The organism is Paenibacillus sp. JNUCC32, from assembly GCF_014863545.1.
Taxonomy (GTDB): domain Bacteria; phylum Bacillota; class Bacilli; order Paenibacillales; family Paenibacillaceae; genus Paenibacillus_AQ; species Paenibacillus_AQ lautus_A.
On record NZ_CP062260.1, the window covers coordinates 6,120,948 to 6,136,430 of the forward strand.

12 protein-coding genes are annotated in these 15,483 nt (G+C 54.8%); 8 read left to right on the forward strand and 4 right to left on the reverse strand.

What is annotated here, in order from left to right:
* The first annotated feature begins 22 nt into the window (after window positions 1-22).
* The 5 genes from JNUCC32_RS27035 (at window position 23) to JNUCC32_RS27055 (ending at window position 8,029) form a co-directional block, all read left to right on the forward strand.
* Window positions 23-784 carry an alpha/beta hydrolase gene (locus tag JNUCC32_RS27035; protein ID WP_192570380.1) on the forward strand — a complete coding sequence of 254 codons (762 nt, stop codon included), beginning with the start codon at window positions 23-25 and terminating at the stop codon, window positions 782-784.
* A 198-nt stretch (window positions 785-982) separates the two neighbouring features.
* Window positions 983-3,148 carry a glycoside hydrolase family 3 N-terminal domain-containing protein gene (locus JNUCC32_RS27040; protein ID WP_192570381.1) on the forward strand — a complete coding sequence of 722 codons (2,166 nt, stop codon included), beginning with the start codon at window positions 983-985 and terminating at the stop codon, window positions 3,146-3,148.
* Between the two features lie 41 nt (window positions 3,149-3,189).
* Window positions 3,190-6,567 (forward strand): GH36-type glycosyl hydrolase domain-containing protein, encoded by a 3,378-nt coding sequence (locus JNUCC32_RS27045; RefSeq protein ID WP_192570382.1) that lies wholly within the window; start codon window positions 3,190-3,192, stop codon window positions 6,565-6,567.
* Window positions 6,568-6,649: 82 nt separating this feature from the next.
* Window positions 6,650-7,147: a GNAT family N-acetyltransferase gene (locus JNUCC32_RS27050; RefSeq protein WP_015737774.1), complete on the forward strand. Its 498-nt coding sequence runs from the start codon at window positions 6,650-6,652 to the stop codon at window positions 7,145-7,147.
* A gap of 222 nt (window positions 7,148-7,369) precedes the next feature.
* Window positions 7,370-8,029 carry an MOSC domain-containing protein gene (locus JNUCC32_RS27055; protein ID WP_192570383.1) on the forward strand — a complete coding sequence of 220 codons (660 nt, stop codon included), beginning with the start codon at window positions 7,370-7,372 and terminating at the stop codon, window positions 8,027-8,029.
* Window positions 8,030-8,189: 160 nt separating this feature from the next.
* On the opposite strand, the gene JNUCC32_RS27060 is transcribed toward JNUCC32_RS27055, so the two are convergent.
* Window positions 8,190-8,738 carry a GNAT family N-acetyltransferase gene (locus JNUCC32_RS27060; protein WP_009594522.1) on the reverse strand — a complete coding sequence of 183 codons (549 nt, stop codon included), beginning with the start codon at window positions 8,736-8,738 and terminating at the stop codon, window positions 8,190-8,192.
* A gap of 48 nt (window positions 8,739-8,786) precedes the next feature.
* Complete coding sequence (locus JNUCC32_RS27065; protein WP_036662061.1) at window positions 8,787-9,041, reverse strand: DUF2164 domain-containing protein; 255 nt, start codon at window positions 9,039-9,041, stop codon at window positions 8,787-8,789.
* Window positions 9,042-9,314: 273 nt separating this feature from the next.
* Between JNUCC32_RS27065 and JNUCC32_RS27070 the strand changes: the two genes are divergently transcribed.
* Complete coding sequence (locus tag JNUCC32_RS27070; RefSeq protein ID WP_096775839.1) at window positions 9,315-11,033, forward strand: glutamine--tRNA ligase/YqeY domain fusion protein; 1,719 nt, start codon at window positions 9,315-9,317, stop codon at window positions 11,031-11,033.
* A gap of 164 nt (window positions 11,034-11,197) precedes the next feature.
* Here JNUCC32_RS27070 and JNUCC32_RS27075 read toward each other — a convergent pair whose 3' ends face one another.
* The gene (locus tag JNUCC32_RS27075; RefSeq protein ID WP_430623448.1) at window positions 11,198-12,433 is read right to left on the reverse strand and encodes an MFS transporter; all 1,236 of its coding nucleotides are present in this window, start codon (window positions 12,431-12,433) and stop codon (window positions 11,198-11,200) included.
* 186 nt (window positions 12,434-12,619) lie between these two features.
* Between JNUCC32_RS27075 and mobA the strand changes: the two genes are divergently transcribed.
* Window positions 12,620-13,264 (forward strand): molybdenum cofactor guanylyltransferase, encoded by a 645-nt coding sequence (mobA, locus tag JNUCC32_RS27080; RefSeq protein WP_192570384.1) that lies wholly within the window; start codon window positions 12,620-12,622, stop codon window positions 13,262-13,264.
* Between the two features lie 122 nt (window positions 13,265-13,386).
* On the opposite strand, the gene moaA is transcribed toward mobA, so the two are convergent.
* Entirely contained in the window at window positions 13,387-14,391 is a 1,005-nt protein-coding gene (gene moaA / locus JNUCC32_RS27085) for a GTP 3',8-cyclase MoaA (protein WP_192570385.1), read from the reverse strand.
* A 343-nt stretch (window positions 14,392-14,734) separates the two neighbouring features.
* Between moaA and JNUCC32_RS27090 the strand changes: the two genes are divergently transcribed.
* Complete coding sequence (locus JNUCC32_RS27090) at window positions 14,735-15,412, forward strand: TorD/DmsD family molecular chaperone (RefSeq protein WP_096775841.1); 678 nt, start codon at window positions 14,735-14,737, stop codon at window positions 15,410-15,412.
* Window positions 15,413-15,483: the final 71 nt, after the last annotated feature.

The window sequence follows — 15,483 nt, forward strand, 5'->3', positions numbered from 1 at the left end:
TACCGGATCGGAGATGAGGAACTTGGCATGGATCACGTGTGATTTTTATTCCGAAACACTGCGGCTGTCTACCGGCATCGAGGTTTTTATACCGCAGGCCGCGCTGATGCCATACGGTTCTTCTTCGAAGCTGCCGGTGCTTTATTTGCTTCACGGCCGAGGCGCGGACCAGACCGAATGGATGCGCAGGTCGTCCATCGAGCGGTACGCCGAGGATAAAGGCATCGCACTCGTGATGCCGGGAGTCGGACGAAGCTATTATATGGACATGGCCAACGGTCCGTCTTACTTTACCTTCCTGAGCGAGGAGCTTCCGCAGCTGGTTCAGTCGTTCTTTCCGGTGTCCGGACGCAGGGAAGATACCTTTGTCGCCGGAATTTCCATGGGCGGGTATGGCGCATTTAAGCTGGCCATGAGTTATCCGGAGCGTTATGCGGCCGGCGCAAGCCTGTCGGGAGGGTTGGATCTCGCCAGCCGGGCTGCGGGACCGGGCTTCCAGGAGCAGGAAATCCGTACCCTGTTCGGAAGCGTCGACCGACTGCGGGGAAGCCGGGACGACTTGCTGTATTTAGCCTCGGAATTCGCGGCATACGGGGGTAACAAACCGATGCTGTATCAGTGCTGCGGAACGGAAGACTTTTTATACCATGATAACCAAACGTTTAGACGATATGCGGACAGTCTGGGGATTCCGATGACATACGAGGAAGAACCGGGCGGACATGAATGGGGATATTGGGACCGTAAAATTCAGCGTGTGCTGGATTGGCTGCCACTGCCCTGATTTTTTCGTCCGTTTTTATTGAAACGTTTCGATTATTTCACAGACACGGGCTGATTTTCTCGCTTTTTAAACAATGGATGTATAGGTAGAAAATCCTGCTAATTATAAGGTTTTATGAATATATTTCATGGTTTGAGCAAAAATCAAAACGTTTCGAATTGACTAGATCGTGAAGGTTAAGACATAGGAGGATGGGAAATGGCAGATCAACAACTGACTTCTCTGGTCGAGCAGATGACGCTGGAGGAAAAAATTGCGCAGCTTATACAACTGGCCGTCCCTTTTTTCGAAGGAGCTCAAGAATCGGGGCAAATTACAGGACCGATGGAGTCGCTGGGCATCACCGATGAGATCGTAAGCAATGCAGGCTCGGTGCTGGGCTTGGCGGGGGCGGAGGAAGTGATAGCCGTCCAAGAAGCGCATATGCGCAAAAGTCGATTAAAAATTCCGCTGCTCATGATGGCCGATATCGTACACGGCTTCAAAACGATCTTCCCGGTGCCGCTGGCCATGGGAAGCTCGTGGGACCCTGTCCTTGCGGAGCGGAGCGCAGAAATCGCCGCGCGCGAAGCCGCGGTATCCGGCCTCCACGTGACATTTGCGCCGATGGTGGACCTTGTGCGCGATCCGCGCTGGGGACGCGTGATGGAGTCGACCGGTGAAGATCCCTATCTGAACAGTGAATTTGCAAGAGCGTTTGTAAGAGGTTTTCAAGGCGACGATTTGAGCGGCGATGTAAACCGGCTGGCTGCGTGCGTGAAGCACTTTGCCGCCTATGGAGCCGGTGAAGGCGGCCGTGATTACAACACGGTGGACATGTCCGAGCGCCAGCTTCGGGAGTATTACTTGCCTGCGTACAAGGCCGCGCTGGATGAGGGGGCCTTGATGGTCATGACGGCCTTTAATACCGTCGATGGCATACCGGCTACAGGCAATAAGCGGCTGATGCGCGATTTGCTGCGTCGCGAATGGGGATTTGACGGTGTGTTGATTTCCGACTGGGGAGCGGTCAAAGAGCTGATCCCTCACGGAGTTGCCGAGGACGAGGCAGAAGCAGCGTTAAGAGCCATCGAGGCTGGCGTGGACATCGAGATGATGACCTCCAGCTACGTGCATCATTTGCCGCAAATGGTACGCGATGGACGGGTGGATGAGAGCCTGATCGATGAAGCGGTGCTGCGTATTCTGTCATTGAAAAAGCGGCTTGGACTGTTCGAGCGTCCTGTGCGGGGAGCCGACCCGCAAGCCGAACGGGAGATCGTGTTTTGCGAGGAGCACCGTCAGGCGGCCCGTGAAGCCGCCGCGAAATCCTGCGTGCTCCTGAAGAACGACTCCCTGCTGCCGCTGAGAGGCGGTCAGCGCGTAGCCTTGATCGGCCCGTTCGCTGCCAGCGGCGACATACTCGGCCCATGGTCCTGGACAGGCGCTAAAGAAGATGCCGTCACGCTGGAGCAGGGACTGCGGTCCCAGCTGCCTTCCGGCGCGCTGACGGTGGCCGAGGGCTGCAGCGTGAGCGCTATGACCGATCAGCAGCTGGAAGAGGCGATGGAGACCGCGAAGCAAGCCGATGTGATCGTGCTGGCGCTGGGCGAGGATTCCGAGATGAGCGGCGAAGCCGGCAGCCGCGGGTTTATCACGCTGCCGCAGCCGCAGCTCGAATTGATCCGCCATTTGAAAACGCTGGGGAAGCCGATGGCAGCCGTCTTGTTCAACGGCCGCCCGCTGGATTTGCACGGCGTGCTGGATGAGGCCGATGCCGTGCTGGAAGCCTGGTTCCCGGGAAGCGAAGGCGGGGCGGCCATCGCTTCGCTGCTGACCGGCGAGATCAATCCTTCCGGCCGTCTCAGCATGTCGTTCCCTTATTCCGTCGGACAGGTGCCGGTCTATTACAACCATTATAATACCGGGCGGCCGAAGGGTGCGCCGGATGCGCAGGTGCGCTATGTATCGCAGTATTTGGACATTCCGAATGAGCCGCTGATGCCCTTTGGATTCGGCCTAAGCTATACCGAATTCGAATACGGAAACATGGAGCTTTCAGCGGAAGAGATGTCTTCGGAACAGCCGCTTGAGATCAAAGTATCTGTCACGAATGCCGGCGATATGGCCGGGGAAGAAGTCGTCCAGCTGTACGTCCGCGACTGTTCCGGCGAGGTCGTCAGACCGGTCCGGGAACTGAAGGCCTTCCGCAAGGTGCTGCTGCAGCCGGGAGAACGGCAGGAAATCGCCTTTACTCTGACCGAAGAACAGCTGCGTTATCACCATTCGGACCTGTCCTTCACGAGCGATGCCGGCGAGTTCGACCTCATGGTCGGAAGGAATAGCCGGGACACGGAGATCAGACGTTTTCGGCTTCGGAAATAACGCGGACCAACATCATTTATGCAGAATAGGAAGTGAAACTTGTGACAGCCAATCATGTAATGAACGATGCGAAAGTTGTACTCCAGGCGGGAGAATTGACGTTTACCTTTTTGCCGAGCGGGGATCTTTATCAAGCTGCTTACGGCACGACGATGATCAATCAACTGCTCTCCAATTCGATTGACGGCGCCCTCAACAATTTGTTTCTGAGAATCCATACCGAAGACGGCATCGAGGCCGTTCCCATGCTCGGGGTGCATTCCCGAAGCGTGGTCACGCATGCGGATAACCGGATGATGTGGGAAGGCAGCTTCAAGGGAGTGGCCTATACGATACGGTTTACCCCGACGGATGCCGGTGCGTGGTTTTGGGACATCGAGCTCCAAGGGGAAGGAATACAAGCCGACGTCGTTTACGGACAGGATATCGGGATTGCCCTTCCAGGCGCCGTTCGAAACAATGAAGCGTACTTGTCCCAATACATCGACCATGCCGTGTTCCGTCAGGAAGATCGGGGTTATGTCGTGTGCTCCCGCCAAAATCAGCCGCAGGGTGGCGTCTTCCCTTATCTTCAGCAGGGATCGCTGACATCGGCGGTCGGGTATGCCACGGACGGCTTTCAGTTCTTCGGTCTTTCCTATAAAGAGACGAATCGGGCAGAGGCTTTATTCAAAGAGAACCTCCCGAATGAGGTATATCAATACGAGTTTGCCTATACGGCTCTGCAGTCCCCTCGCGTAACGTTGAGCGGGACGGCCCGGTTCGTATTCTACGGTTTGTTTAAGGAGGATCATCCGGATGCCGTCACTGCGCTCGAATACCAGGAGGAGCTCCAGGCCGCCTGGCAGCAGGCGGAAGCACGCCGTTTGACCGATGCGGGCAATAAGCTGCCGCAGATGGAACGTTCCGACCGCTTCGGCGAACCTCTGCAGTCCGTGCCGCTGACGGCAGACGAACTGAACGCACTGTATCCTGTGCGCCGCCAAGAAGAGCGAGACGGGGAAACGCTGCTTTCGTTCTTCACGGACACCTATGAGCATATCGTCTTGAAGGAGAAGGAGCTTCGCGTGGAGCGTCCGCACGGCCATATCTTGATGAGCGGCAACAACGTCAAGCTGGGCAGCCCGGTCATCACGACCACCTCCTACATGTATGGCGTGTTTAATTCCCAGCTGGTGACGGGAAACACGAACTTTAACAAAATGATGAGTCATGCGCGGAACGCGCTGAACGTGCCCAAGACTTCTGGACAACGGATCTATGTCGAGATGGACGGACAGTACCGCCTCTTGACGATGCCGTCCGTGTTCGAGATCGGGTTTAACTATGTACGCTGGTATTACAAAACCGAAAACGACAAGCTGATCATCACGAACTTCACGTCCGCCGCGGCACCGGAGGTTACGCTTCAGGTCCGTTCCGAAAGCGGAAGAGCCTACCGTTATTTGGTGACCATGCAGATGACGATGGATGTCAACGAATATGAAGTGCCGTATCATGTGGTCCAGGAAGACGGCGTCCTCACGTTCCGTGCCGACGCGGCTTCGCTGAGCGCGTCCGTGTACAAGGATCTGCGTTATCGCCTTGGGGTGACGGGAGCCGATATCCAGGTGACGGACGAGACCTGTCTGGCAAGCAACGTCGCGCCAGGGAGCGCTTCCTTAACGGTGCTCGAGCTCGCCGAGAGTGCCGAGTGGGCCATGACGGTGCAAGGCAGCCTTGATGCAGCTGATGCTCCAATCGAGGCGCGGAATGCGGATGAGGAGATTGCAAACTATCGTTCGTTTTACGCATCCGTTATGAACGGGTTCCATCTGAGCTTGAACAACGGGCGGGATGACGGTTTATTCAAAGTCAATGCGCTTGCCTGGTGGTATACGCACAACATGCTCGTCCATTATTCGGTGCCGCACGGGTTGGAACAGTACGGCGGTGCGGCTTGGGGAACGCGCGATGTATGCCAGGGACCCGTGGAATATTTCATGGCCACGCATAAATACGAGCAGGTCCGCGATATCCTGCTTGAGGTGTATTCCCACCAATATGAGGATGACGGAAACTGGCCGCAGTGGTTCATGTTTGATAAGTATGCCCATATCCAGCAGGAAGAGAGCCACGGCGACATCATCGTATGGCCGCTGAAGGTGCTGGGCGATTATTTGGCCGTTACCAACGATTACAGCATCCTGGAGTCGGCCGTTCCATACACGAGAAAGCACAGCTTCGATTTTACGGAGCGGACGTACACCGTGCTTGAACACGTGAAGAAGCAAATAGCCTATATTCAGGAGCATTTCCTACATGGTACCCATCTGTCTTCTTATGGGGACGGGGACTGGGACGATACGCTGCAGCCGGCTAACGCCCAGCTGAAGCAGTTCATGGTCAGCAGCTGGACGGTCGCCTTGACGTATCAGACCTTGAACCAGTTTTCCCGCGTCATGGAAAGCGTGGATCAAGCGATGTCGGGTGCGATGGGGGAACTCGCGGAAGGAATTCAGCGGGATTTCAATACGTATATCCTGAACTCCGAAGTCATTCCGGGCTTTGTCTATATGGAGAGCAAGGAGCAGAGCAGATTCCTGCTGCATCCGTCCGATGAGGAAACGGGAATCCAGTACCGCCTGCTGCCGATGACGCGCAGCATGATCAGCGAGCTGCTGACCCCGGAGCAGGCGGCCAGCCATTACGAGATTATCCGGGAGCAGCTGTTCTGTCCGGACGGCGTAAGGCTGATGAACCGCCCGGCGGTATATGCCGGCGGCGTCAGCACGCACTTTAAGCGGGCGGAGCAAGCGGCGAATTTCGGCCGGGAGGTTGGCCTTCAATATGTGCATGCGCATATCCGCTTTGTCGAAGCCATGGCCAAGCTCGGCAAGAGCAGCGAGGTTTGGAGCGGGCTAGAGCGCATCAACCCGATCGGCATCACCGAGGTGGTGCCGAATGCGGAGCTGCGCCAGAGCAATGCATATTTCAGCAGCTCGGACGGAAAGTTCAACACGCGCTACGAAGCCCAGGAATCGTTTGATGCGCTGCGCAGCGGAGACATACCTGTCAAAGGGGGATGGCGGATTTATTCCAGCGGTCCGGGGATCTACATGAACCAGCTGATCTCCAATGCGCTCGGCATCCGCGAAGCGGGGGGCGACCTGGTGATCGACCCGGTTCTGCCGAAGGCGCTGGATGGCTTGGAGTTCCAATTCAACTATGCCGGCGTTCCGGTAACATTCGTTTATCATATGGATGGCGACGAGCGGACCCGTGTCACGATTAACGGGCAGGATGTATCCGCGAATACGGTCCAGAACCGCTACCGCACGGGAGGCGTTCGCATCTCGGGCGAAGATTTCAAGCGGTTGACCGGAAATGACGAACAAGGCTGCGTCGTGGATATTTTCGGCGGCGTTCATGAACAATAAATCGTAACCCGTGAAACTCGTCTGCAGGAACCGAACCGGTCTGTTATAATATAGGGAATGGTTATCGAAGCGAGGGATGTCGATGAAGACCCGTCAAGAGACAGTGACCATCCGGTTCTCGGAAATGAAGGATGCCGCTGCGCTTATGGAACTCGACGAACTGGTATGGGATCGCAATACGGCCCCGGAGCCCCTGAAATGGAGCTCGCGGGACCATTATCTTCTGCAGTGCCCGCCAGGCACGCAGCTTGTTGCGCTGCATGAAGGGGAGCTGTGCGGTTACGTCGGCTTCCGTTCGCCCACAGGCCTTAACAGCAATCGCCATGTGCTCGAGCTGAACATCGCGGTCCACCCTGCCCATCAGCGGCAAGGCATCGGACAGCGGCTGATCGAGGCGGCGAAGGATATGGCGCGGGTGGAAGGCATTGCGAAGCTGAGGCTGCGGGTGCTGTCCAGCAACCCGGGCGCTCTCTCCTTTTACAGAAACTGCGGGTTTAAGGAAGAGGGGCGGCTGATTCGGGAGTTCTACGTGGATGGACGTTACGTTGATGATATTTTAATGTGTTACTTCTTATCATGATCCCCCTCAGGATAGCGCCCTGGTCCGGTTTACGGATGCGAAAGAGATGAGATCATAGGGTTGAACAGTCCGGGCGGTTTTGCCGGGCTGTTCGTAGGTCAACCAGAGACTTCTGGTTGGCCTTTATGTTTTTTTGGGTCCGCTGCTGAAACGGCTTCTGGACAAGGGCATACCCGATTGCATATAGTAGATGAAAAGAAAGATAGCGGAGGTTGTTTTTCCATGACCATGGGCATTGTATCGCTGAACGTTGGAAAGCCTGTAACGGTGGATTACCAGGGGAAGGACCTGTCTACCGGAATTTATAAGCAGCCTGTGGAAGGTCCCCTGTTCCTAAGTTCATTGAATTTCGAAGGGGACGGCCAAGCCGATCTCATCAATCACGGCGGCTTGGATAAGGCGGTGTGCGCGTACCCTTCGGAGCATTATCCGTACTGGGAACGGTCCTTGGGCAAACCGATGCCGTATGCCGCATTCGGCGAAAATCTGACGCTGCGAGGGCTGCTGGAGGATGAAGTCTGCATTGGAGATGTATACCGGATAGGGGGGGCGGTGCTGCAGGTCAGCCAGCCCCGATATCCCTGCTTTAAGCTGTCGCAAAAGCATGGCGTCAAGGACATGCCGGCAAGGGTGCTGAACACGGGTTACAGCGGTTTTTATTTCCGCGTGCTCGAGGAAGGAAGGGTCAGCGCAGACTCCCCCGTTACCCGGCTTGATTCCCAAGCTTCCGGCATCGCGGTGCTGGAAGTGCTTCGCATGATGAAGGACGGGCGAAAGGATGAACAAGGGCTTGAGCGCATGCTGGAGATCGACGAACTCGCCTCAAGCTTGAAGTCGCAATTCGGGACATGGCTGGCGACCCTTCGAAGCCGTCAGGATTGAAGTCGTGCGGACTCTTGCCAAGCTCTAAGCCAAGGTTAGCCCGTGTTCTAGAACACATACGGACAACAAAAACGGCTTGCGTCCTTTTGGTAGGATACAAGCCGTTTTTTTATTGGGATTATAGAAAATGCCAGGTACCGGCGAAGCTAAACCGTATGCGTTACCTCATCCGCTTCCATTCGCTCTGAATCATGCCGTAGACCGCATGGTTGACATAGCCTTGGGGCAGCTTCTCGGCTTCCCGTATGACTCCCTCAAGAACAAAGCCCAGACGTTCCGGAATCGCCCGGCTGCGATGGTTAGCCGTTGCGCATCGAATCTCCACCCGGTTCAGGCCCATGCGCATCAGCGCGTGATCCGTGAACGCGCGGCACGCGCTTGTCATCAGGCCTTGCCCCGTAAAATGCTGATCCAGCCAGTAGCCGATGCCGACCGAGCGGTTGTTCCAATCGATCTCGTGAAACGAGATCGTGCCCGCCAGCTCCTCGCGCACCCAGATGCCTGCCGAGAAGCCGCCATTGTCGGCTGCTTGCTTCATGGCACCCTTGATATAGTTGAGGGTATCGTTAACCTCGGTGACGGCATCCACCCACGGAAGCCACTTGCGGAGACGGTCGCGCGACCGGTCGGTAATCTCGAACATCGCCCGTGCATGTTCGATGGCAAGCGGGCGCAATTCAACATGATCGTCCAATGTGTATCCAAACATACGGTATCTCCTTTGTTCTCCATTGCGAAGTATAAAGTATATGTACCTCTAACGAGTTCGCTTCACTTTTTGCTCCAATGCGTAAATATCTTCTTCCAGGGAAATCATGCGCTGATTGACAACCGTTCGGCAGTCGCTGAGCGCTTGATTGTATAGATGAGGCCCCAAGGTCTCCACGAAAAAATCAAGAACACTCTCTGCGGCCAGATTTCCGAGGGTTTCGCCGCGTTCCGTTTCAAAATATTCCTGCACCAATTCAATCAGCTGTTCGCGCTGTTCCTTTGGAAATTTGCTGGGCTTCATAAGATGATCGCCGGCCTCCTTCAACTGTTTTTCTCTCCATGCTACCCTATTAAAAAGCCCCCGTCAAAATGATTTTCGCCGCTATATCCGGCTAAGGGAGGAGCCTCTGCAAACAGGTTGAGGACTTGTAGTTATTGCCTGCCGGCCCCCCTGTCCCAAGTCGCGGGCTTACTGCGCGGGAGTGCCGAATTCCTTGAACAATCGCGTCATTACAGGTATATTTAAGAGAAACACGTTTATACAGGAGATAGACAGAAATTACAGGACGAAAGGTTGATCAACGTGGAGAACCATCGGGGCACCCCCTCCAATTTCATAAAGAATGTTATTACCGAAGACCTGAAGTCCGGTAAAGTCAAGGAGATCGTTACCCGTTTCCCGCCGGAGCCGAACGGTTACCTGCATATTGGACATGCCAAGGCCATTTGGATCAATTTTACGCTGGCCGATGAATTCGGCGGACGGACACACTTGCGGTTTGATGACACGAACCCGGTGAAGGAAGACATCGAGTACGTGAACTCCATCAAGGAAGACGTGAAGTGGCTTGGCTTCGATTGGGAAGAGCTGCGGTTCGCGTCCGATTATTTTGAAGAGATGTACAATCGCGCGGTGCTGTTGATTAAGAAAGGGAAGGCTTACGTGGACGACCAGTCCGCTGACCAAATCCGCGAAACGCGCGGAACCTTGACCGAGCCTGGACAGAACAGTCCATACCGGGACCGCAGCGTGGAAGAGAACCTGGATCTGTTCGAGCGGATGCGCAAAGGGGAATTCGCCAACGGCGAACGCGTGCTGCGCGCCAAGATCGATATGGCTTCCCCGAATATCAATCTGCGGGATCCGGTCATCTACCGGATCTCCCACGCGCATCATCACAATACAGGGGATAAGTGGTGCATCTATCCGATGTATGCTTTTGCCCATCCGTTGGAGGATGCCATCGAAGGGGTTACGCATTCCCTGTGCTCCCTGGAGTTTGAAGATCAGCGCCCGTTCTATGATTGGGTCGTGGCGGAATGCGAGATGGACAGCACGCCGCGTCAGTACGAATTCGGGCGTCTGAACGTGGCGCAGACGGTCACCAGCAAACGCAAGCTGAAACAGCTCGTGGACGAGAACATCGTAGACGGCTGGGACGACCCGCGCATGCCGACGATCTCCGGACTTCGCCGTCTGGGCTATACGCCGGAAGCCATTCGCAATTTCGTGTTCGAGACGGGAATTTCGAAGGCTTACGGCACGGTGGACCGCCAAGTGATGGAGCACTTTATCCGTGAAGACCTGAAGCTGAAGGCGCCTCGCACCATGGCCGTGCTGGACCCGCTGAAGGTGGTCATTACGAACTACCCTGAAGGTCAGGTCGAATGGCTGGATGCCGAGAACAACACGGAGAATCCGGAGATGGGGATCCGCCAGATTCCGTTCTCGCGCGAGATTTACATTGAGCAAGAGGATTTCATGGAAGATCCGCCGAGCAAATATTTCCGCTTGTTCCCGGGCAATGAGGTCCGGTTGAAGCATGCGTATTTCATCAAGTGCAATGACGTGATCAAAGACGAGAACGGCAAGGTCGTCGAGATTCACTGCACATACGATCCGGAGACGAAGAGCGGCAGCGGCTTTACCGGACGCAAGGTGAAGGGGACGATTCACTGGGTGGAGGCCACGCAGGCCGTGCCTGCCGAATTCCGTCTGTTCGAGCCGCTGTTCAAGGACGAAGACGAAGAAGCGGAATTGGTGCACGAGGTTGCAGGCGAAGCGGAGGAGGCAGCTGCCGAGAAGTCCTTCTTGGACGACATCAATCCAAATTCGCTGCAAATCGTGCAAGGCTTCGTGGAGCCGAATATGAAGGATGTTGCGCCGCAGGACAAGTTCCAGTTCTTCCGCCACGGATATTTCAACGTCGACTCGAAGTATTCGCAGCCAGGACGCCCGGTATTTAACCGCGTGGTTTCCCTGAAGAGCTCGTTCCAGCTTCCGAAGAACTAAACAAGCCGGAGAATAAAAAAAGGGCACGGGTAGGCGCTGATCAGGTCGACCTGGCCCTAAACGTAAACAAGACTCGAAGATTCCGTTCCAGGATTCATTCGAGTCTTGTTATATTTACGGTGATATCATCTTGGAAGTGAAATCGTACGGGAGATAACTGCGCGTTAACTTGCAGCGTACTCCTCGATCTCGTCCTCTTCGGGATCGTCCGGGTGCAGCGGCTGGTATCCGTGCCTGCGGAGGTTATACCACATCCAGCCAAAGCCGATGGCACCCACGATGGCGAGCATCGTACCGGTCCGGTACATGGCCTGCGCCCCGAAGTTCTGGAACATCCAGCCGCCGGCAAGGCCGCCGATGACACCGGATATGCCGCTCCAGCTTAAGGTATAGATCGCTTGGCCGGAGGCGCGGTACGGCGTCGGAACAAACAGCATCGTCAGCTGAACGCCGACATAGAAGTAGCCGCCGAAGGTAACGCAGTGCAGCAGCTGGATGAAGGCGACCTCCAGCGGGCTGTTGGCTTCGGCCATAAGCAGCCAGCGGAGCGCGAAGAGCAGGCTGACAATCGTCAGGCAGCCGACCAGGACGTTGATTTTCCGCTTCAGGAAGCGGTCAAACAGAATGAAGACCAGCACTTCGAATATCGATGAGAAGAAGATGGCTAGGCCGACCGTCTTCTTGGACCCGCCCAGCTCCAGAATGTATAGGGACATAAAGGTATTGTTCGCCGTGTTCGGGATGGATACCATGATGCCTAACAGGATGAACCAGACGAAATAGGAGTTCAGGAACAGCCTGCTGAGTCCCCTGAGGCTGACCGATGCCGATGCAGCCGTTTTCTGAATGGAGGGCAGCGTAAACATGAACACGGCCGCCACCAGCAGCATGATCGAGAACACGATGGCGATGCGTCCCGAGCCGAGCCGGTCGATGACAGGCCCGGCAGCGATGGCCGTCAGCGCCCATCCGAGCGAGCCCCACAGCCGGAACGAGCCGAACTTTTGCTGAGTTCCATCAATATAGGTCAGAATGAGCGAATTCGTCTGCGAGAACATCGGCGTCTGGAAAAAATAAAAGAAAATCATCGTCATGTATATCATTGCATAGGTATTCGCCTGAAAAACAAGCTGAACCAGCAGCAGCGTACCGGTCATCATGATCAGCAGCACGCGTTTGATGTTGGCCGCCCGGTCACTCCAGAATCCCCAGAACGGATTGGCGAAGATGGACACAAATGGCGCAATCGCCATCAGGCTGCCGATTTCGATTTTGCTCATGCCGATATCTTGCAAATACAACTGGAAGAAACCGGTGAAGATGACCATGGTTCCGTAAATGAAGAAGTTGAACAGCTTGAGCGATGTCAGCGAAGGTTGAGCATTGTCCATATTCCGCAAGTAGGTCATTCCTTTCAAACCGAATACAATCCATAATCGCGGTATAAGAAAAAAGCCGCTTTCCTTTCAATGTATCACGCATTGAAAAGGGATACAAACCATCTTTTAAATGATTTTCCATTATTCTGGATATTAACCTATAAACTGAATCCGATTTTTTATAACGAAGAAAGGCTGGTGGAGCATATGAGCGTTCACTCCCAAGATGTTCGTCTGCCATCGGGTCAAGTGACGGGCATCGCCCTTGCTGGAGGAGCCTCCCGGAGAATGGGGAGAAACAAGGCGCTGCTGCCCATGGAGGGGATGAGTTTGATTGAACGGACGGTCCACGCGCTGGACAAAGTCAGCGGAAGGGTGATCCTGTCTGCCAATGACCCGGAACCTTATCAATTCCTCGGCTTGGAATGCGTCCCCGACCTTTATGTCGGACAAGGTCCGATGGCGGGCCTTCACGCCGCCCTGAAGTCTTCCCGGAGCACATGGAACCTGGTCGCAGCTTGCGATATGCCTTATATCCACGAGCGGTTTCTCCAGGGGCTGCTGGATCTGGCGAACAAGCAGGACACGGCTGAGGCCGTAATCCCGGTCGTGGAAGGAAGGATGCACCCGCTGCTGGCAGCGTATCGCAGAGAGACCGCGGAAAGCCTTGAGCGCAGGCTGATCCGGGGGCAGCTCCGCATGGTGGAGTGGGTGCAGGAGCTGAATGCCGTCTTTGCGAATGAGGAGGAATTAGCGGAGGTTACCGGCCTTGATCCGCGCCGAATCTTATTTAACATGAATACGCCCGTTGATTACGAGGCCGCAGGCGGTCTGCTGAATACGGAAGAATGATCGTCCCTGCACGCATCCTATAAAAATAGCCCCGCCATTCGAATGCTTGGCGGGGCTTTCTAGTATATAAAGGCGGTTTGCTTTGGTTATGCTGATTCTGCTCTCATGCGCTGAGCAGAAGCTCATCCGCCGATCTGCGACATGCGCCGGGCCGTAGGAGTATGGCTTTGGGCCTTTTTCTCCAGCGCGAGCGCCATTTCATGGTTCAGCGGCTTGGCGCCGAGCGCTTTTCGGAACAGGTTCGCCACCGCCGAAGGGTCATCGATGACGCGGCGCACGTTAAATTCGTCCGACCAATATAGGCAAGCCTTGATATGGCCGTCGGCCGTCAGCCTGAGCCGGTTGCAGGAATCGCAGAAATGATCGCTGACCGGATGGATCAAACCGAACGTTCCCGTTGCTCCAACCACCTTCATATTGCGTGAAGGACCGTTGCCGGAAGGGCCCTGCTCTTCTTGAATGGCCCAGCCGGCCTCTTGGCACACTTCGGCTACCCGGCTCAGCGGCAGGTACGAATCCCGCCAGGTATCGGATGCTTGGCCGATCGGCATGTATTCAATAAAGCGGACATGAAGGGGACGATCAAGCGTCAGGGCGATAAAGTCGCGAATCTCGTCCTCATTGAAGCCCTTCATTAACACCATGTTCAGCTTGATCGGATTCAGGCCGGCTTCATAGGCGGCTTCAATGCCTTCCAGCACTTTATGCACCCGGCCGCCGCGCGTGATGCGAGCGTAACGCTCTTCCTGGAGCGAATCCAAGCTGATGTTGATGCGGGTGAGTCCCGCTTCCTTCAGCAGGCGGGCCTTGGAAGGGAGCATGATCCCGTTGGTGGTGAGGGATATATCTTGAATTCCTTCAATGGAAGCAATCTGATGGACCAAGGTTTCCAGATCCTTGCGCACAAGCGGCTCGCCGCCGGTAAGGCGTACTTTGGAGACGCCCATGGGGGCCAGAACGCGCATGATCGCGGCGATCTCTTCATAGCTCATTATCTGATCGTGAGGTTGGAATTCCATCCCTTCTTCCGGCATACAATATACACAACGAAGATTGCACCGATCCGTCACCGAGATTCGAATATAATCATGGACACGACCGAAGGAATCTTTAAGCGGTTCGATCATGGAAATCCCCCTTTTACTAGCGTGCATGGTCACATTGTAGCCATTCCCCGAACAGGAGTCAATGCATTGTAAGGGTCATGTCAGCCGGACAAGCCGCACGCATAAGTTCAAGGATTTGTGAGAAGTATCACAGAAAACGCTTTCTAAATCCTGTATATTGAACCTGTGGACCAAAGCTTTCTCCCCTTGAAAGCGAGTAGTGACATTCTAGATTTCCGAAAGTTTCCTGGTTTTTCCGAAATTTTCGGAAATCATTTCAAACTGCTTTCATTAGACGTTCATCTAAGATATACTGTCAAGGATATCACATCCAACAAGAAAGGTTACCAATAGGAGGTTCGATATGGCGATATCACCTGTTCAAACTTTGGAGGTGCCTGACGTCTGTCACAGGTGGCTTGAAAACCGGGGGACGGTCTACGAGCTGTTGATTGATTTTTTGGGCAATTGGCCCAGCTTGTCTATGATTGCGGAATGGAGCCGCGGGAGCGGAATTAGCAAGGCGGCGGAGTGTTCGAAGGCCGGTACGGACCTGATGAAATATTTATGCGGACGCTCGCCTGAGGAATTGGTTCGGATTTGCGAATATGAGAGGGCGGAATACCGCCGGCTGCTTCAGCAGTCCAAACCTCGCCAGGCCGCGGAATCCCATTATACGAAGGATGGATGCGCTCAGGATTTGGCCGAGTGTTATGCATCCGCCGGTGTTGCCTTTAATAAACTGCATGGCGAAGCGGACGATCATATAGCCATTGAACTGGAATTTATGACGCTGCTTCATGACCGTATGCTGAACAATACGTATTGTGAAGATAGCATGTTGCAATTAATGGAGGTACAAGAGAAGTTTCTGGAGGAGCATCTGTTGTCATGGGTGCCATCCCTCTGCAAGGATTTGAAGGGGTCCACGCAAAGTCCGCTATACCAGTCGTTATTCAGCCTGTTGGAGGAATTCCTCGCGCAGGATCTGAACATGCTGAAGACCTGGAAGCATTCCAAGGAAGCCATGCTGGTGCATTAGCGCCAGAATCATATCATCATCAAACACAACAACGCCCCGGTCTCCTTGAATTAGGAGGGCCGGGGCGTTTG

Bases quoted from the DNA above. Each gene is read 5' to 3' on its own strand.
- JNUCC32_RS27065 (WP_036662061.1), bottom strand. From the start codon at position 9,041: ATGAAGCCCAGCAAATTTCCAAAGGAACAGCGCGAACAGCTGATTGAA.
- JNUCC32_RS27050 (WP_015737774.1), top strand. From the start codon at position 6,650: ATGAAGACCCGTCAAGAGACAGTGACCATCCGGTTCTCGGAAATGAAG.
- moaA (WP_192570385.1), bottom strand. From the start codon at position 14,391: ATGATCGAACCGCTTAAAGATTCCTTCGGTCGTGTCCATGATTATATT.
- JNUCC32_RS27040 (WP_192570381.1), top strand. From the start codon at position 983: ATGGCAGATCAACAACTGACTTCTCTGGTCGAGCAGATGACGCTGGAG.
- JNUCC32_RS27055 (WP_192570383.1), top strand. From the start codon at position 7,370: ATGACCATGGGCATTGTATCGCTGAACGTTGGAAAGCCTGTAACGGTG.
- JNUCC32_RS27090 (WP_096775841.1), top strand. From the start codon at position 14,735: ATGGCGATATCACCTGTTCAAACTTTGGAGGTGCCTGACGTCTGTCAC.
- JNUCC32_RS27060 (WP_009594522.1), bottom strand. From the start codon at position 8,738: ATGTTTGGATACACATTGGACGATCATGTTGAATTGCGCCCGCTTGCC.
- mobA (WP_192570384.1), top strand. From the start codon at position 12,620: ATGAGCGTTCACTCCCAAGATGTTCGTCTGCCATCGGGTCAAGTGACG.